12 protein-coding genes and 1 pseudogene are annotated in these 15,521 nt (G+C 38.5%); 10 read left to right on the top strand and 3 right to left on the bottom strand.

The genetic code is table 11. From position 1 onward, the window contains the following. Positions 1–2: 2 nt before the first annotated feature. From ACFIM8_RS01390 to ACFIM8_RS01375, 4 genes are all read left to right on the top strand, one after another. Positions 3–1,346, top strand: a complete 1,344-nt coding sequence (locus tag ACFIM8_RS01390; protein WP_375614379.1) for a pyruvate dehydrogenase complex dihydrolipoamide acetyltransferase — start codon at positions 3–5, stop codon at positions 1,344–1,346. A gap of 223 nt (positions 1,347–1,569) precedes the next feature. Then, positions 1,570–3,030 carry a dihydrolipoyl dehydrogenase gene (lpdA, locus tag ACFIM8_RS01385; RefSeq protein ID WP_375614378.1) on the top strand — a complete coding sequence of 487 codons (1,461 nt, stop codon included), beginning with the start codon at positions 1,570–1,572 and terminating at the stop codon, positions 3,028–3,030. A 67-nt stretch (positions 3,031–3,097) separates the two neighbouring features. Beyond that, entirely contained in the window at positions 3,098–4,060 is a 963-nt protein-coding gene (gene lipA / locus ACFIM8_RS01380; protein WP_375606247.1) for a lipoyl synthase, read from the top strand. Between the two features lie 2 nt (positions 4,061–4,062). Continuing rightward, positions 4,063–4,524: a type II toxin-antitoxin system RatA family toxin gene (locus ACFIM8_RS01375; protein ID WP_273791149.1), complete on the top strand. Its 462-nt coding sequence runs from the start codon at positions 4,063–4,065 to the stop codon at positions 4,522–4,524. A gap of 601 nt (positions 4,525–5,125) precedes the next feature. Here ACFIM8_RS01375 and ACFIM8_RS01370 read toward each other — a convergent pair. The 3 genes from ACFIM8_RS01370 to rirA are packed head-to-tail and all read right to left on the bottom strand — an operon-like array spanning position 5,126 to position 7,269. Continuing rightward, a complete protein-coding gene (locus ACFIM8_RS01370) occupies positions 5,126–5,614 on the bottom strand; it encodes a CinA family protein (RefSeq protein ID WP_375606246.1) in 489 nt (162 codons plus the stop codon). Beyond that, positions 5,611–6,801, bottom strand: a complete 1,191-nt coding sequence (locus ACFIM8_RS01365) for a bifunctional 2-C-methyl-D-erythritol 4-phosphate cytidylyltransferase/2-C-methyl-D-erythritol 2,4-cyclodiphosphate synthase (RefSeq protein WP_375606466.1) — start codon at positions 6,799–6,801, stop codon at positions 5,611–5,613. Before ACFIM8_RS01365 ends, ACFIM8_RS01370 begins: the two co-directional genes overlap by 4 nt. A gap of 24 nt (positions 6,802–6,825) precedes the next feature. Then, a complete protein-coding gene (gene rirA / locus ACFIM8_RS01360) occupies positions 6,826–7,269 on the bottom strand; it encodes an iron-responsive transcriptional regulator RirA (protein WP_375606245.1) in 444 nt (147 codons plus the stop codon). Positions 7,270–7,442: 173 nt separating this feature from the next. On the opposite strand from rirA, the gene ACFIM8_RS01355 reads away from it, so the two are divergent. The 6 genes and pseudogenes from ACFIM8_RS01355 to clpX all read left to right on the top strand — a co-directional run bounded on the left by ACFIM8_RS01355 (position 7,443) and on the right by clpX (position 15,506). Beyond that, positions 7,443–9,710 carry an ATP-binding protein gene (locus ACFIM8_RS01355; RefSeq protein ID WP_375606244.1) on the top strand — a complete coding sequence of 756 codons (2,268 nt, stop codon included), beginning with the start codon at positions 7,443–7,445 and terminating at the stop codon, positions 9,708–9,710. A 1-nt stretch (position 9,711) separates the two neighbouring features. Then, entirely contained in the window at positions 9,712–11,070 is a 1,359-nt protein-coding gene (locus ACFIM8_RS01350; protein WP_375606243.1) for a sigma-54-dependent transcriptional regulator, read from the top strand. 4 nt (positions 11,071–11,074) lie between these two features. Then, on the top strand, positions 11,075–12,451 hold the full coding sequence (gene trkA / locus ACFIM8_RS01345; RefSeq protein WP_375606242.1) for a Trk system potassium transporter TrkA: 1,377 nt from the start codon (positions 11,075–11,077) through the stop codon (positions 12,449–12,451). A 10-nt stretch (positions 12,452–12,461) separates the two neighbouring features. After that, positions 12,462–13,269, top strand: a pseudogene (locus ACFIM8_RS01340) (hypothetical protein). Positions 13,270–13,415: 146 nt separating this feature from the next. Beyond that, on the top strand, positions 13,416–14,048 hold the full coding sequence (clpP, locus tag ACFIM8_RS01335) for an ATP-dependent Clp endopeptidase proteolytic subunit ClpP (protein ID WP_375606241.1): 633 nt from the start codon (positions 13,416–13,418) through the stop codon (positions 14,046–14,048). A 183-nt stretch (positions 14,049–14,231) separates the two neighbouring features. Beyond that, a complete protein-coding gene (gene clpX, locus ACFIM8_RS01330) occupies positions 14,232–15,506 on the top strand; it encodes an ATP-dependent Clp protease ATP-binding subunit ClpX (RefSeq protein WP_375606240.1) in 1,275 nt (424 codons plus the stop codon). Positions 15,507–15,521: the final 15 nt, after the last annotated feature.

Raw genomic sequence — 15,521 nt, 5'->3', positions numbered from 1 at the left:
TAATGCCCATTAAAATTACAATGCCAGCGCTTTCCCCTACGATGGAAGAGGGAAATTTAACAAAATGGAATATTAAGGAGGGAGATAAGGTTTCCTCTGGTGATGTTATTGCTGAGATTGAGACGGATAAAGCGACGATGGAAGTCGAAGCTGTTGATGAAGGTAGGGTTGCTAAAATTGTTGTTCCTGCTGGAACACAAGGCGTTAAAGTAAATGCTTTAATTGTTGTTTTAGCAGAAGAAGGTGAAGATTTAGCTGAAGCTGCAAAAGTTACAGAAGAAATCTCTTCTTCTACAAGACAAAAACTAGAGGGTATCAAACAGACAGATTCTCTGAAACAGACGGACTCAAAGGGAATAAAAATGTCTCATGAATCATCAACTGGGCAATTAATACAGCAAGATAAAAAGGGAGCTCGTCTTTTTGCTTCTCCCTTAGCGCGGCGATTAGCATCTCAGGCAGGTCTTGATTTATCCCTTATTTCTGGGAGTGGGCCGCATGGGCGTATTATTAAGCGTGATGTAGAAAAAGTTATGAGCGGTGATATTTCTAAGATTTCTTATTCGTCACAGACAGGAGAGTCAGTAGCCGCAGGTGCTTCTGAGAAACAGATATTGAAACTCTTCAAAGAGGATGAATATGTCTTCACACCCCATAATAATATGCGTAAAACAATCGCGACACGTTTGGTGGAATCAAAACAGAAAGTCCCACATTTTTATGTAACGGTAGATTGTGAACTTGATGCGCTATTAGCGCTGCGTACACAATTGAATGTTGCTGCACCAATGGTTAAGATGCAGGAAGAAGCTAAGCCTACTTATAAGATTTCTGTTAATGATATGGTGATCAAAGCTGTTGCACTTTCTTTGAAAGCGGTTCCTGATGCGAATGTCTCTTGGCTTGAAGGTGGAATGCTTCATCATAAACATTGTGATGTTGGGGTTGCTGTTTCTATTTCCAATGGATTAATTACGCCGATTATTCGCCATGCAGAGGAAAAGCCGTTATCGCTTATTTCCAAAGAGATGAAGGATTTTGCAAAGCGTGCGCGTGAGGGCAAGTTAAAAATGGAAGAATATCAGGGTGGAACAACAGCTGTATCCAATATGGGGATGTATGGTGTGAAAAGTTTTTCTGCTATTCTTAATCCACCGCATGCGACAATTTTTGCGATTGGTGCAGGGGAGCAACGTGCTGTTGTTAAAAATGGTGCTTTAGCCATTGCGACAGTTATGTCAGTTACAATTTCTGCGGATCATCGTGCTGTCGATGGTGCTTTAGCAGCAGAGCTCGCGCGGACTTTTAAGAAGATGATTGAAAATCCATTAGCAATGTTGGTTTGAACTGTTTAACAGTTCTTCACGTAAATTGTGAGAGAGTGTATTTAAGAGAATAAAAACAAATTTAAAGAGTTTGAAGAGCAGAGGTATTGCTGTTTCTAGTTTGGGTAAAGCATTTATAGAAAGCTTAGAGTATAAAGACATAAGATAATTCTTTTATGTTCATTTTCATTTTTAAGTTCAAAAAATGCATATCCATTTTATATATATCCATGGAGGAATTACTGTGGCAAATCTTTATGATGTAATTGTGATTGGATCAGGTCCAGGCGGATATGTAACCGCAATTCGTGCAGCGCAATGTGGCTTTAAGACTGCGATTGTTGAACGTGAACATTTGGGAGGGATTTGTTTAAATTGGGGATGTATTCCAACAAAGGCTCTTTTACGTTCAGCGGAAATGAAACATTTTGCTGAACATGCAAAAGATTATGGACTAAAAATTAATGGTTCAATTGAGGCAAACATCAAAAATGTTGTGGCACGTTCACGCGGTGTTTCAGCACGTTTAAATGCTGGTGTTGCTTTTTTAATGAAAAAAAATAAAATTGATATTATCTGGGGTGAAGCAAAGCTTACTAAAGAAGCAAAGGGAAGCCAGCTTGCGGAAATTATGGTTTCTTCATCCTCCAAACCGGTTATGCAACCACAAAATCCAGTCCCTAAAGGGACCTTGGGAGAGGGAACTTACCAAGCAAAGCATATCATTATTGCAACGGGTGCACGTCCTCGTGTCCTTCCTGGTATTGAGCCAGATGGAAATCTCATTTGGACTTATTTTGAAGCTATGATACCGCCAGAAATGCCAAAATCGCTTTTGGTCATAGGGTCTGGGGCTATAGGCATTGAATTTGCCTCTTTTTATCATGATATGGGAGCGACAGTCACTGTTGTTGAAATAATGCCCCACATCATGCCTGCTGAAGATATTGAAATTTCAACATTTGCTTGTAAACAATTAGAGAAAAAAGGTTTACGTGTTCTTCGTCAAGCAAAAGTAACAAGGGTTGAAAAATCTTCCGATTCTGTAACTGTACATATTGATATTCAAGGTAAAAAAGAGACAATGACTGTTGATCGGTTGATTTCTGCTGTTGGGGTGCAGGGTAATATTGAGAATCTTGGATTAGAAGCTTTGGGAATAAAAACCGATCGTGGGTGTATTGTAACTGATGAATGGAGTTGGACAGGAGTTTCGGGTATTTATGCTATCGGTGATGTGGCAGGTCCTCCTATGTTAGCCCATAAAGCAGAAGAAGAAGGCGTAATATGTATTGAACATCTTGCTGGTTTAAAGAATGTTCATCCGCTTGATAAGAAAAAAATTCCAGGATGCACCTATTGCACACCGCAAGTTGCTTCTGTAGGGCTTTCAGAAGCGACAGCAAAAGAAGCAGGGTATGATATACGTATTGGTCGTTATTCTTTTTCCGCGAATGGCAAAGCGATTGCTCTGGGTGAAGATCAAGGGTTAGTAAAAACAATTTTTGATAAAAAAACAGGACAGCTTCTTGGGGCCCATATGGTAGGAGCTGAGGTAACAGAACTAATACAGGGGTTTGTCATTGCCATGAATCTTGAAACAACAGAGGAAGAATTAATGCATACTGTTTTTCCACATCCGACTTTATCGGAAATGATGAAAGAAAGTGTATTGGATGCATATGATCAAGTTTTAAACGCTTGATGATTAGATTGTATGAAAGATCTTAAATTTTTCATTGCTCCTTCGTATTTATAAGGCAAAGGCTTAAATGGTTACGGTTGTTGATAGAGTTACGAATAGACGTTTGCGCCATCCTGAAAAGGCGCATCGTCCGGATACAAGCGTTCAAAAAAAGCCGGATTGGATTCGTGTAAAAGCGCCAACATCACCAATTTATAAGGAAACACATGGTATTGTACGTACGCATAAGTTAGTGACTGTATGTGAAGAAGCTGGTTGTCCTAATATTGGCGAATGTTGGAGCCAGAGGCATGCTAGCTTTATGATTTTAGGTGAAATATGTACGCGTGCTTGTGCTTTTTGTAACGTTGCAACAGGTATTCCACTTGCCGTTGATCATAATGAGCCAGAACGTGTTGCTGATGCTGTTGCACGGATGGAATTAAAACATGTTGTCATTACATCTGTTGATCGTGATGATCTTGCTGATGGTGGTGCTGAGCATTTTGCAAAAGTTATTTATGCGATTCGTCAAAAAACTCCTAAAACAACAATTGAAGTTCTTACACCTGATTTTCGTCATAAGGATGGCGCTTTAGAAGTTGTTGTTGCTGCTAAGCCTGATGTTTTTAATCATAACTTAGAAACAGTTCCTTCTAAATATTTGAAAGTCCGTCCAGGGGCACGTTATTTTCATTCAATTCGTTTATTACAACGTGTTAAAGAACTTGATCCAACAATTTTTACAAAATCGGGAATTATGGTTGGCCTTGGGGAGGAGCGAAATGAAGTTTTGCAATTGATGGATGATTTGCGCGCTGCTGATGTTGACTTTATGACAATTGGACAATATTTGCAGCCTACACGAAAACATCATCCAGTTGTTCGTTTTGTGCCTCCTGAAGAATTTGAGTCTTTTGCCAAGATTGGTAAAGTAAAAGGATTTTTACATATGGCCTCCAATCCTCTAACGCGTTCATCTCATCATGCTGGAGATGATTTTGCCATTTTGCAAAAAGCGCGTGATGAAAAATTTTCCTTACAGAGATAATTATGCCGATTTTTACAATACATCGGCAGATCACCCATAGTGCCAGTGAAATGTTTGATCTGGTTTCGGATATTGAGCGTTATCCTGAATTTTTACCAATGTGTGAGTCTTTAATAATACGTTCTCGAAAAGAATATGGAAAAAAAATATTGCTTCTTGCGGATATGACCGTTGGTTATAAGATTATTCGTGAAACTTTTACGACTCAAGTATTTCTTCAGCCGGAAAAAAGTCTTATAGAAGTTAAATATATTGATGGTCCATTCAAATATCTTGAAAATCGTTGGGCTTTTCATGATATTGAAAATACCAATGCATGTAATGTAGAGTTTTTTATTGATTATGAATTTAAAAGTAAAACGCTTGGATTAGTGATGGGCTCAATGTTTGATATTGCGTTTCGTAAATTTACCGAGGCTTTTGAGAAGCGTGCGCATCAGATTTATGGCTCTACGGTAACATAGTCTATTCTGTTATTTTTTAACAATACGTATTGCTTAAACAGCGTGAAGGTGAAAACGGGTTTTCATCTTTACTATTTGTTTTTAATTCAGCTTTCAAAAGCATATTGAAGGAATATCATTTTAAATGATGAAGATGATGCACAGCTTCATGCTTTTGTTTTTCTCTTTTTTAATGGATGCACACTCGTTAAACGAAACGCCCAAATAGAACATGCTTGCGTCATACCCATTTCATAATAGTGCTCATAATAAATAGTATAGATTCTCGTAAAAGTATATAAAATCTACATCTGTACACTTATGAAGAAGTCCTCCTGCATCATTTATTTGCTATCTCTCAAGATGTTGCGCGCCAGCTATTAGCACTTGAGAGAAGTACAAGTGTCTCTTTCTTTAATTATTTTATTTATACAGTTTTTTCTCTTGTGGCGTGCAAGTGAATAAATTTGATTAATTCAATCTACACAGGACTAAAGTGAGATAACTTTACGCTATTCAGATCTTCTATTTTCAACTTATGATACAATAAATTATTTTTTCAAGAGGTTGATGATTATAGACTCAACGTGGAATAGAGAGTTTTAAAATTGGTGGGGAGAATTCAGTGAAGCAATTCCAGAATCATTTTAAAAGCATTTTCAACTGTTGCATGGCGGATAGCATTGCGATTAAGATGACCAAAGTGCATTTCTTTGTGTAGGAAGGAGTGATTTTTGTAAGCAACTGCGCAATGCACAAGTCCTATAGGTTTATTGAGACTTGCGCCTCCTGGTCCTGCAACGCCTGTTACAGAAACTGCAATATCAGCTTGTGAATGTTTTAATCCGCCTTCAGCCATTGCAAGAGCAACTTCTTTTGAAACGGCACCATAGGTTCTTATAAGTTCAGCACAAACGCCAACAAGGCGTGTTTTGGATTCATTTGAATAAACAACAAATCCACAATCGAGAACATCTGACGATCCTGCAATATTTGTGAGGCTTGCAGCAATGAGTCCTCCTGTACAAGACTCTACAGTTGTTAACAGCAAACCTTTTTGACGAAAGGTATTAAGGACTTCATGTGCGTGTTTTTCACAAAGATATGTCATTGGGGAATTTCTCCTGAATAAAGGACGCTCGCTGTTGCAAGAGCAGCAATTCCCTCACCACGACCAATAAATCCAAGCCGTTCATTTGTTGTTGCTTTGATAGAGATTCGATCAGGTGTCATTGCAAGTATTGTCATAAGATTTTCTGTCATGGCATGACGATAGGGACCAATTTTAGGATTTTCAGCGATAATTGTGATATCAACATTGGCAATACGACCACCTGCTTGTTTTATAATATCAAGAGCATGACGGAGAAAAATTTCTGATGATACATTTTTCCATTGAGGATCAGAGGGAGGAAAATGTGTACCGATATCTCCAGCACCTTGAGTTGCAAGAAGGGCATCTGTTAATGCATGAAGAGCAACATCCGCATCGGAGTGTCCATTTAATTTTTTATGAAAAGGAATTTTTATACCACATAATATAAGAAAATCACCATCCTCAAAAGAGTGAACATCATAACCATTGCCGGTACGAATATCAGGAAATATTTGCATTTTCTTTTGGAGATATAAATGGGCAGTATTAAAATCTTCATGCCATGTAATTTTTATGTTGTTAGGATCCCCAAGAACAGTACGCATAGGAATTCCAAACCATTCGGCAATTGCAGAATCGTCAGTGAATTCTTGTTTGCAAGCTTGTTTTGCTTGTTTATGAGCCGCTAAGATATGTTCAAAGGGAAAACACTGTGGAGTTTGTGCTCTATAAAGATGGGTACGGGGAATTGTTTCTAAAACATGCTGATTATTTACACGTTTAAGGGTATCAGAGATGGGTAGAACAGGAAGAACACCTTCTTGAGGCGTGATAGTGTTGTGAATGTTATTAAGAAGCTTGTTTTCTATAAAAGGGCGTGCACCATCATGAATATGCACATATTGGGGGGCAAATTTTTTGAGTGCCTGAAGTCCATATAAGGTAGAGATTTGACGTGTATTGCCTCCTTCAACGATAATAAGGCGCTCTTTAAAATCGTCAATAGCTTGTTCACAGATTTGACGATCTTCTGGATGAATAACAAGAATAATTGTTGTAATAGCTGGATGCTGCAAAAAACAATGCAAGGTATGACAAATAATTGGCTTTTGTCCTAGAAGCCGATATTGTTTTGGAATTTTATGGGGAGATCCTGCTCTTTCACCGCGTCCAGCGGCTAATATTATTGCTGCAATAGAAATACTTAATCTCCTTGTATTATAATCTTAGTTTGCTTTTTTGTCATTAATTTTAAAATGATTTTGAAAGGGTGATCGTTGTAGATCAGCCAAGGATATCACTGATAATACCTCAAAAAAAGCATTTAATGCTTTTTGAAGTGCGGTATTTAAACCACAAAAATCAAACAAGGGGCAAGTTGGTTCTGCAGTATCGAAACATTCTGCGAGGGAAAAGTTGTCTTCTGTTACTTTCACAACATCCGCGACTGAAATCTCTGCTGCGGGTTTAGCCAATCTAACTCCACCATTGCGTCCACGCACTGTTTGGATAAAACCTGCTTGAACAAGCAGCTGAAGGATTTTAAATAAAAAAAGCTCTGAAACGGCATATGCTTTAGCAATTTCTGGAACACGACTGAGAGTTCCCTGATTATCTGCACAATACATGAGCATTCGAAGAGCATAATTTGTTTGTTTTGTTAATCGCATCTCATTTCCTTCGTAAAGTATTGTCGAACACAGTCTATTTTAAAGATATTTTGCAAAATGTAGAAGTTTTTTCTCGTTGACTATATTTGCCCTATTGTAAATGTAGTATTAGTATTGTCAATTTTTGCTACAAAAGGTTATATGATAATAATGAGATAAGGGTATGTAAGCTCATGACGAATATAACATCTGTGACGAATCTTCAAGACATAGATAAAAATACTTATAACGATGAGTTGTATCGTTTAAGTAAGGTATATATTTTTTTAGGGATTACAATTATTGTATTGGCTTTACTTACGGCCTCTGTTTCGTTCATTATTCTTATTGGCTTAACTCCTGTTGTTCCCAGTAGAACAGTAACCCTTATTCTTATAGGAATTAATAGTTTTTGGGTTTTAGGGCTTATTGTCATCGTTTTTTATGAGATGATTCCGATCATTCGTGCTTGGCGTTCAAGGCGTGCAGGCTCACGTCTTCATGTACGCCTTATTTCATTGTTTGCACTTGTTGCAACAATGCCAGCTGTTGCTGTAGCTCTTGTGTCAGGGCCAGCACTGAATTTGGGACTTGATCGATGGTTTGATACAACAACGCGGCAAATTGTGGGCTCTTCTATTGATTTAGCAAATGCTTATGCAGATGAAATGCTTCAAAATTTAAAAAATTTATCCTACGCGATGGCATTTGCACTTGATAACAAAAAACTCTTAGAACGTAATCCAGCTGAATATAGGATGCAATTGACGCGTCATGCTCTAGGACGCAATTTGCGTGGTGCATTTTTGTTAAGTTCTAGCGGAGCTATTTTTGTATCGAGCGCTCTTGGTGATGAAGATAAACTGCCAATTCCTCCTTCTCATCTTATTGAACGTGCAACCAGTGCGAGACCTTTTTCTTTTCAACCAGGCGTTCATGATTATTTTGGTATTATTTTAAAGTTTACCAATATTCCAAACACATTTTTATATTTGGTGCGTGACGTTGATAAAGGTGTTTTATCTGCTTTGCGTTTGACAGAAGTTAATACAGATCGTTATCGTGATTTAAATGAAAATCGCCTGCTGACACAGATTGCATTTGGTATGCTTTATTTGTGTCTTTTTTTTAGTTTATTCTTATCAGCCATTTGGGCTGCTATTGCTGTTGCTGATCGCTTAGTACGTCCTATTCGTCTTCTCATTAGTGCTGCCGATGATGTTGCTTCTGGAAATATGGAAATTTTCGTGCCAGTACGAGCAAAAGATGGCGATATTGGGCAATTATCCAAAACTTTTAATTACATGGTCAGTGAATTGAAAAGTCGGCGTAATGAATTGATTGCAGTGCGTGATCAAATTGATGAAAGACGGCGTTTTTCTGAAGCTGTATTATCGGGTGTAACAGCGGGAGTAGCAGGGATAGATGATAATGGTGATATCACCATTATCAATCGATCTATTGAAGCGATGTTTGATATTCGCTCTGAGCACGTTGTTGGAAAAAGTCTTTTATCTTTAAGTGCTGAAATTTGGCAGGTTTTTCAGTTTGTGCGTTCATTGGATCGGAAAAACCATCGTGAGCAGGTCACTTTAAACGTTGCAGGAAAAGAGCGTGTCTGTAATGTTCAAGTTACGATGGAGGAGGATGATGGACAGGGGCAATCTTGGGTTCTAACAATTGATGATATTACAGACCTTGTTGCAGCGCAACGTACAGCGGCGTGGGCGGATATTGCGCGACGTATTGCACACGAAATTAAAAATCCTCTTACACCTATTCAGTTATCCGCTGAACGCATTCGTAAACGTTATAACAAAGCTATTACACAAGATAGAGAGGTCTTTGAGCGGTGTATTGACACAATTATTCGGCAGGTTGGAGATATTGGGCGTATGGTTGATGAGTTTTCCTCTTTTGCACGTATGCCCAAACCCAAAATGCATATTTTAGATATACGAGAATTGTTGCGCGAAGCATGTTTCTTGATAGAAGTGACGCGACATGATATTCATTTTGAGCAAGATTTAGGAACTCTACCACTTATGGGTGCATTTGATAACCGTCTCATTGTACAGGCTTTTTGCAATGTGATCAAAAACGCGAGCGAATCCATAGATTCAGTTATGCGAGAGGAAAATATTCACGGTCATATTCTTGTCCGTTCTTATCATCAAGAAGAATGGGTGGTTGTGGATGTTGTTGATAACGGAAAAGGACTTCCTAAAGAGCAAAGACAAAAGTTATTAGAACCTTATATAACAACACGGGAGAAAGGAACAGGACTCGGGCTGGCCATTGTGCGCAAAGTTATTGAAGATCACGGTGGTTCCATGGAGCTTCATGATGCACCGGAGAGTTTTTATGAAGGTCGTGGTGCGATGATCCGTTTGATGTTTCCGACGGTTGGGGGTAAGCAGGGTAGTATTATACAAGCTATAAATCATAAGATAGGGGAATAGTATGGTATCAGATATCTTGATTGTTGATGATGAAGCGGATATTCGTGAACTTGTTGCTGGTATTTTAGATGATGAAGGCTATGAAACGCGTGTTGCTTGTAACTCTGATGAAGCATTAGCTCAAATTAGTGAACGTATTCCAAAGCTCATTTTTTTAGATATTTGGTTACAGGGGAGTCGCCTCGATGGTTTAGCACTGCTTGATGAAATTAAAACACACTATCCAGCTCTTCCGGTCGTTATGATCTCTGGTCATGGTAATATTGAGACGGCTGTTTCCGCTATAAAGCGAGGAGCCTATGATTTCATTGAAAAACCTTTTAAAGCTGATAGACTTGTATTGGTTGCAGAGAGAACACTTGAAAATTCAAATTTAAAACGTGAGCTTTTAGAATTGCGAAAACGTTCGAACGAGACATTAGAGTTGCTCGGAAAATCGACAGTTATAAAAAATTTGCGTCAAATCATAGAAAAAGTAGCACCAACCAATAGTCGCATCATGATAACAGGTCCTTCAGGGGCAGGAAAAGAGACTGTTGCACGAACTATTCATGCGCTCTCCACGCGTTCGAATGGGCCATTTGTTACAATAAATGCTGCAACGATTACTCCGGAAAGAATGGAAATAGAGCTGTTTGGCAGCGAAATGGAGGGAAGAGAGCGTAAAATCGGTGCCTTAGAGGAAGCCCATGGCGGAATACTTTATCTTGATGAAATTGCTGATATGCCACGTGAGACTCAAGGTAAGATTCTTAGGGTGTTAACGGGGCAAACATTTGAGAGAGTTGGCGGTACAAAACGTGTTAAAGTAGATGTTCGTATCATTTCTTCGACAGCGCAAAATCTTGAAAACCTCATTTCTGACGGGCGCTTTAGAGAAGATCTTTTCCACCGTCTTTCCGTTGTTCCCATTACTGTTCCGCCCCTTTCTGCTCGTCGTGAAGATATTCCAGAACTTGTCCATCATTTTGTAAAAACAATATCACAGCAGGTTGGGATTAAGCCACGTGAAATCAGTGATGATGTGATTGCTATTTTGCAAACGCATGCTTGGCCGGGTAATGTAAGACAATTACGTAATAATATTGAGCGTCTTCTTATTCTTGTGCGGGATGGGGATGGTCCTATAACAGCGGATTTTCTTCCCAGTGAAGTGAATGATTCTTTGCCACGTCTTCAAATGGATTCGGATGAGAGTATAATGGATTTACCGTTGCGTGAAGCACGAGAATTGTTTGAAAAGAGATATTTAGTGGCGCAGATTGGACGTTTGGGTGGAAATATATCGCGTACTGCTGAATTTATAGGCATGGAGCGTTCAGCTTTGCACCGTAAACTTAAAGCGCTTGGAGTTTCTTAAAGCGATGCGTATTATTATTTGTGGAGCAGGACAGGTTGGTTATGGGATAGCAGAGCGTCTTGCTGCTGAAAATCACGATGTTACTGTTATTGATATTGAAACAAGATTAATTGAAAAGATTCGCGATACATTGGATGTGAGAGGTTTTGTTGGTCACGGTTCACGGCCTGAAGTTCTTTTGGCTGCAGATGCAGACAAAGCTGATATGTTGATTGCTGTCACTTTGTTTGATGAAGTTAATATGGTAGCTTGCCAAGTAGCACATTCATTATTTAATGTGCCCACAAAAATTGCTCGTATTCGCTCACAATCTTATTTAGAACCACGTTATAAGACGCTTTTTTCTAGAGAAAATATTCCTATTGATGTGGTTATTTCGCCAGAAGTTGAAGTTGGGGAAATGGTTTTGCGTCGTATTGCTTTACCTGGTGCAATAGATGTTCTTTATTTTTGTAATGATGATATTGTTGCGTTAGCCTTGGAATGCATGGAAGATTGCCCCGTTATTAATACACCTTTGCGTCAATTAACAGAGCTTTTTCCAGATCTTCAAACAACGGTTACCGCTATTAAACGTGGCTCGGAATTATTGATTGCACATTCAGAAACGCAATTACGTGTCGGTGATATAACCTATCTTGTTGTTGCTCGTGAACAGATGCGTCGTGCTGTTGGGCTTTTTGGTCATAAAGAACAAGATGCCCACCGCATGATTATTGCAGGGGGTGGTCACATTGGCCTTTATGTTGCACAGGCTATTGAAAAGCGTTTCCATAAATTAAAATTGAAGATTATAGAAGCGCATAGAGAAAGAGCCCTCACAATTGCTGATCAGCTTGAAAAAACAACAGTTTTATACGGTAATGTGTTAGATCCAGTGATTCTTCAAGATGCGGGAATTGATCAGTCCGATTTAATGATTACATTAACCAATCAAGATCAGGTTAATCTCTTAAGCGCTATTATTGCTAAAAGATTGGGCTGCAAAGCCAATATGGTATTGATTAATAATGTTGCCTATCAAGAATTTAGTCGTGCTGTTGGTGTGGATGCATATCTTAATCCCCATAGCGTTACAATATCGAGAATTTTGCAACAAATGCGCCGTGGGCGTATTCGTTCTGTTCATTCAGTTTTTAATGGCCGAGCAGAAATTATTGAAGCTGAAGTGATGCAAACATCTTCATTGGTTGGTAAGTCATTATCAGAGCTCAATTTATCAGATGGTTTGAGAATTGGTGCAATTTATCGCAATAAGACAATAATACAGCTTTCGGCAGATACGCGTATTTTATCTGGTGATAGAATAGTGATTTTTGCTCTTGCTGAGTTCGTTCGTGATGTTGAACAACTCTTTCGCGTAAGTTTAGAATATTTTTGATATATTATCTATGGATATTTGTACTTTTTGGTATAGTGGACAATTAAGATTGGTGGATAGGCTTTGTTTGTCCTCAATGGTTAAAACTGGACAGCGCGTTAAGCTTTTTAGTTATGATAAAAAATAGATAATCTTCCTGCTGGTGTTGAGCTGCATGAAGCCGAATCAATTTTACCACGCTCAGCAATTTATCGCCTTGACCCCGATTTTTCTGATGATAAACTATGGTGTACAATTGTTCAGTTCTCGGATTTTTTTCGTGTTATGCTGATGAAATATCAACAAGGTGTTTGGTTAGATACAGATGTTTACCTTGTTAAACAATTTCAGCCAGATACGGAGAAGGTTTGGTTGGCAAGAGAAAATAATATAAGAGTGGGCGTTTCTGCACTTTATTTTCCGCCCGATAACCCTATTATAAAAGTATTTGAAGATTATTGGGCAGGCGCAGAAATTATTCCTCATTGGCTTGGGTTTAAGCGTCGTGTTTGGAGACCGTTCTGGTTAAAGAGGAAAAAATGCCGATTTTACCGGGAAATTTTGGCGTTACGATATTTGGTAATGATGGTATTTCACGATTAGCAAAAAGATATGGTTTTTTTCATGAAGCAAAGGAAAAGGAAACTTTTTATTATTGGACTGGGCGAAAGTCTGAATATATCTTTGAACCAGCTTTTGGCGTAAAACCGCTCACCGATTCACGCTTGATAGGATTTCATATTCACAGAAAGATAAAGACGACGCAAAAACCTCAGGAAGGAAGTTTTTACCATTGGGCGGTATCTCGCATTCCTGATATTCATGATTTTTTTAGGTAGAGTTATTATTGCTATTTTAATAATTGGGATTTTAATCTATCCTAAACGGCTTTTGATTGTAGCTTGCACAAGAGAGTAATGTTAACAAATGGATAAAAACATTGAATGTGTAAAGAGCGATTGTTATATGAACGGAAAGTAAAAATATGAGTGATCTAATGAAAACGACATTAAGCCTTGTTCCTATGGTTATTGAACAAACCAATCGTGGTGAACGGGCCTATGATATTTTTTCCCGTCTTTTAAAGGAGCGGATTATTTTTATTAATGGTCCTGTTGAAGATGGTATGGCAATGCTTGTTTGTGCACAATTGCTTTTCTTGGAAGCGGAAAATCCTAAAAAAGAAATTAGTCTTTATATTAATTCTCCAGGTGGTGTTGTGACATCTGGTATGGCTATTTATGATACTATGCAGTTTATTCGTCCTCCTGTTTCTACGCTGTGCATGGGGCAGGCGGCATCTATGGGGTCTTTATTGTTAACAGCTGGAGCAAAGGGGCATCGTTTTACATTGCCAAATGCGCGTATTATGGTGCATCAGCCATCTGGTGGTTTTCAAGGCCAGGCTTCAGATATTGAGCGACATGCACAAGATATTATAAAGATGAAACGGCGCTTAAATGAAATTTATGTTCAACATACAGGTCAAGATTATGAGGTCATTGAAAAAACTCTCGATCGCGATCATTTTATGACAGCAGAAGAAGCTAAAGCGTTTGGCTTAGTTGATGATGTTATACAATATCGTGCAGAAACTGAAAAAGAAGAAAAAGATTAAGAATTTTTATAGAAAAAATAGCTACTTTAAAATAAAGAGTTTTATAAAAATATCGCAAAGTTTAGAGAAACACCTAAAAATATTGAGACATGCATGGTTTTCTATATGTCTTTTAGTTTTCATGATGAAAAGCTTCCTTTGAAAAGGCGAAGTGTTCATATATCGTGGTGAAAGGAAAGAAAAATGAGCAAAATTAGCAATAGCGGGAACGAATCAAAAAATACTCTCTATTGCTCGTTCTGCGGCAAGAGTCAGCATGAGGTGCGTAAGCTCATTGCGGGGCCTACTGTATTTATCTGTGATGAATGTGTAGAGCTTTGCATGGATATTATTCGGGAAGAAAATAAGTCTTCTGGGGTTAAGGTGCGTGATGGTGTTCCTACGCCACAGGAAATTATAACAGTTCTTGATGATTATGTTATTGGTCAGCAGCATGCAAAGCGTGTTCTTTCTGTTGCTGTTCATAATCATTATAAACGGTTGGCGCATCAGTCTAAAAGCAATGATATTGAGTTAACTAAATCAAATATTCTTCTTGTTGGTCCAACGGGTTGTGGTAAAACTTATCTTGCACAAACATTAGCACGTATTATTGATGTGCCTTTTACGATGGCGGATGCGACCACTTTGACTGAAGCGGGTTATGTGGGAGAAGATGTTGAAAATATTATTTTGAAGCTTCTTCAAGCAGCAGATTATAATGTTGAACGTGCGCAGCGTGGTATTGTTTATATTGATGAGGTTGATAAGATTTCTCGTAAAGCAGATAATCCTTCTATTACAAGAGATGTTTCGGGAGAAGGAGTTCAGCAAGCGTTATTAAAGATTATGGAAGGAACGATTGCTTCTGTTCCTCCACAAGGTGGACGTAAACATCCGCAACAAGAGTTTCTTCAGGTTGATACCACAAACATCTTATTCATTTGTGGGGGAGCTTTTGCAGGTTTAGAACGGATTATTTCAGGGCGTGGTGAAAAAACTTCTATTGGTTTTTCTGCGACTGTTAAGGCTCCGGATGAGCGTTGTGTCGGTGAAATTTTTCGTGATTTAGAGCCTGAAGATCTTATAAAATTTGGTTTAATACCAGAGTTTATTGGGCGGCTTCCTATAGTCGCCACCTTAGAGGATTTAGATGTTAACGCCCTCATGCAAATTTTATCCCAACCTAAAAATGCGTTAGTAAAGCAATATCAGCGTCTTTTTGAAATGGAGAATGTTGAGTTAGCATTTCATGAAGATGCTTTACGTGTTATTGCAAAGAAAGCAATTGAACGTAAAACTGGTGCTCGTGGTTTACGTTCTATTATGGAGAAGATCCTTCTTGAGACGATGTTTGAGCTACCGGCTCTTGAAGGCGTTCAAAAAGTGGTTATTTCGAGTGATGTCGTTGATGGGAAAGCGCGTCCTCTTTATATTTACTCAGAACGTGCAGAAGATAAAGAAAATGTATCAGCATGACATTGTGCGATGCGC

Source organism: Bartonella sp. AC535YNZD (assembly GCF_042196625.1).
Classification (GTDB): Bacteria; Pseudomonadota; Alphaproteobacteria; order Rhizobiales; family Rhizobiaceae; genus Bartonella.
The sequence above is the reverse complement of the archived record's forward strand: the minus strand, read 5'-3'. Positions and strand labels throughout refer to the sequence as shown.

Bases quoted from the DNA above. Each gene is read 5' to 3' on its own strand.
- ACFIM8_RS01390 (WP_375614379.1), top strand. From the start codon at position 3: ATGCCCATTAAAATTACAATGCCAGCGCTTTCCCCTACGATGGAAGAG.
- lipA (WP_375606247.1), top strand. From the start codon at position 3,098: ATGGTTACGGTTGTTGATAGAGTTACGAATAGACGTTTGCGCCATCCT.
- ACFIM8_RS01375 (WP_273791149.1), top strand. From the start codon at position 4,063: ATGCCGATTTTTACAATACATCGGCAGATCACCCATAGTGCCAGTGAA.
- ACFIM8_RS01370 (WP_375606246.1), bottom strand. From the start codon at position 5,614: ATGACATATCTTTGTGAAAAACACGCACATGAAGTCCTTAATACCTTT.
- rirA (WP_375606245.1), bottom strand. From the start codon at position 7,269: ATGCGATTAACAAAACAAACAAATTATGCTCTTCGAATGCTCATGTAT.
- ACFIM8_RS01355 (WP_375606244.1), top strand. From the start codon at position 7,443: ATGACGAATATAACATCTGTGACGAATCTTCAAGACATAGATAAAAAT.
- ACFIM8_RS01350 (WP_375606243.1), top strand. From the start codon at position 9,712: ATGGTATCAGATATCTTGATTGTTGATGATGAAGCGGATATTCGTGAA.
- trkA (WP_375606242.1), top strand. From the start codon at position 11,075: ATGCGTATTATTATTTGTGGAGCAGGACAGGTTGGTTATGGGATAGCA.
- clpP (WP_375606241.1), top strand. From the start codon at position 13,416: ATGAGTGATCTAATGAAAACGACATTAAGCCTTGTTCCTATGGTTATT.
- clpX (WP_375606240.1), top strand. From the start codon at position 14,232: ATGAGCAAAATTAGCAATAGCGGGAACGAATCAAAAAATACTCTCTAT.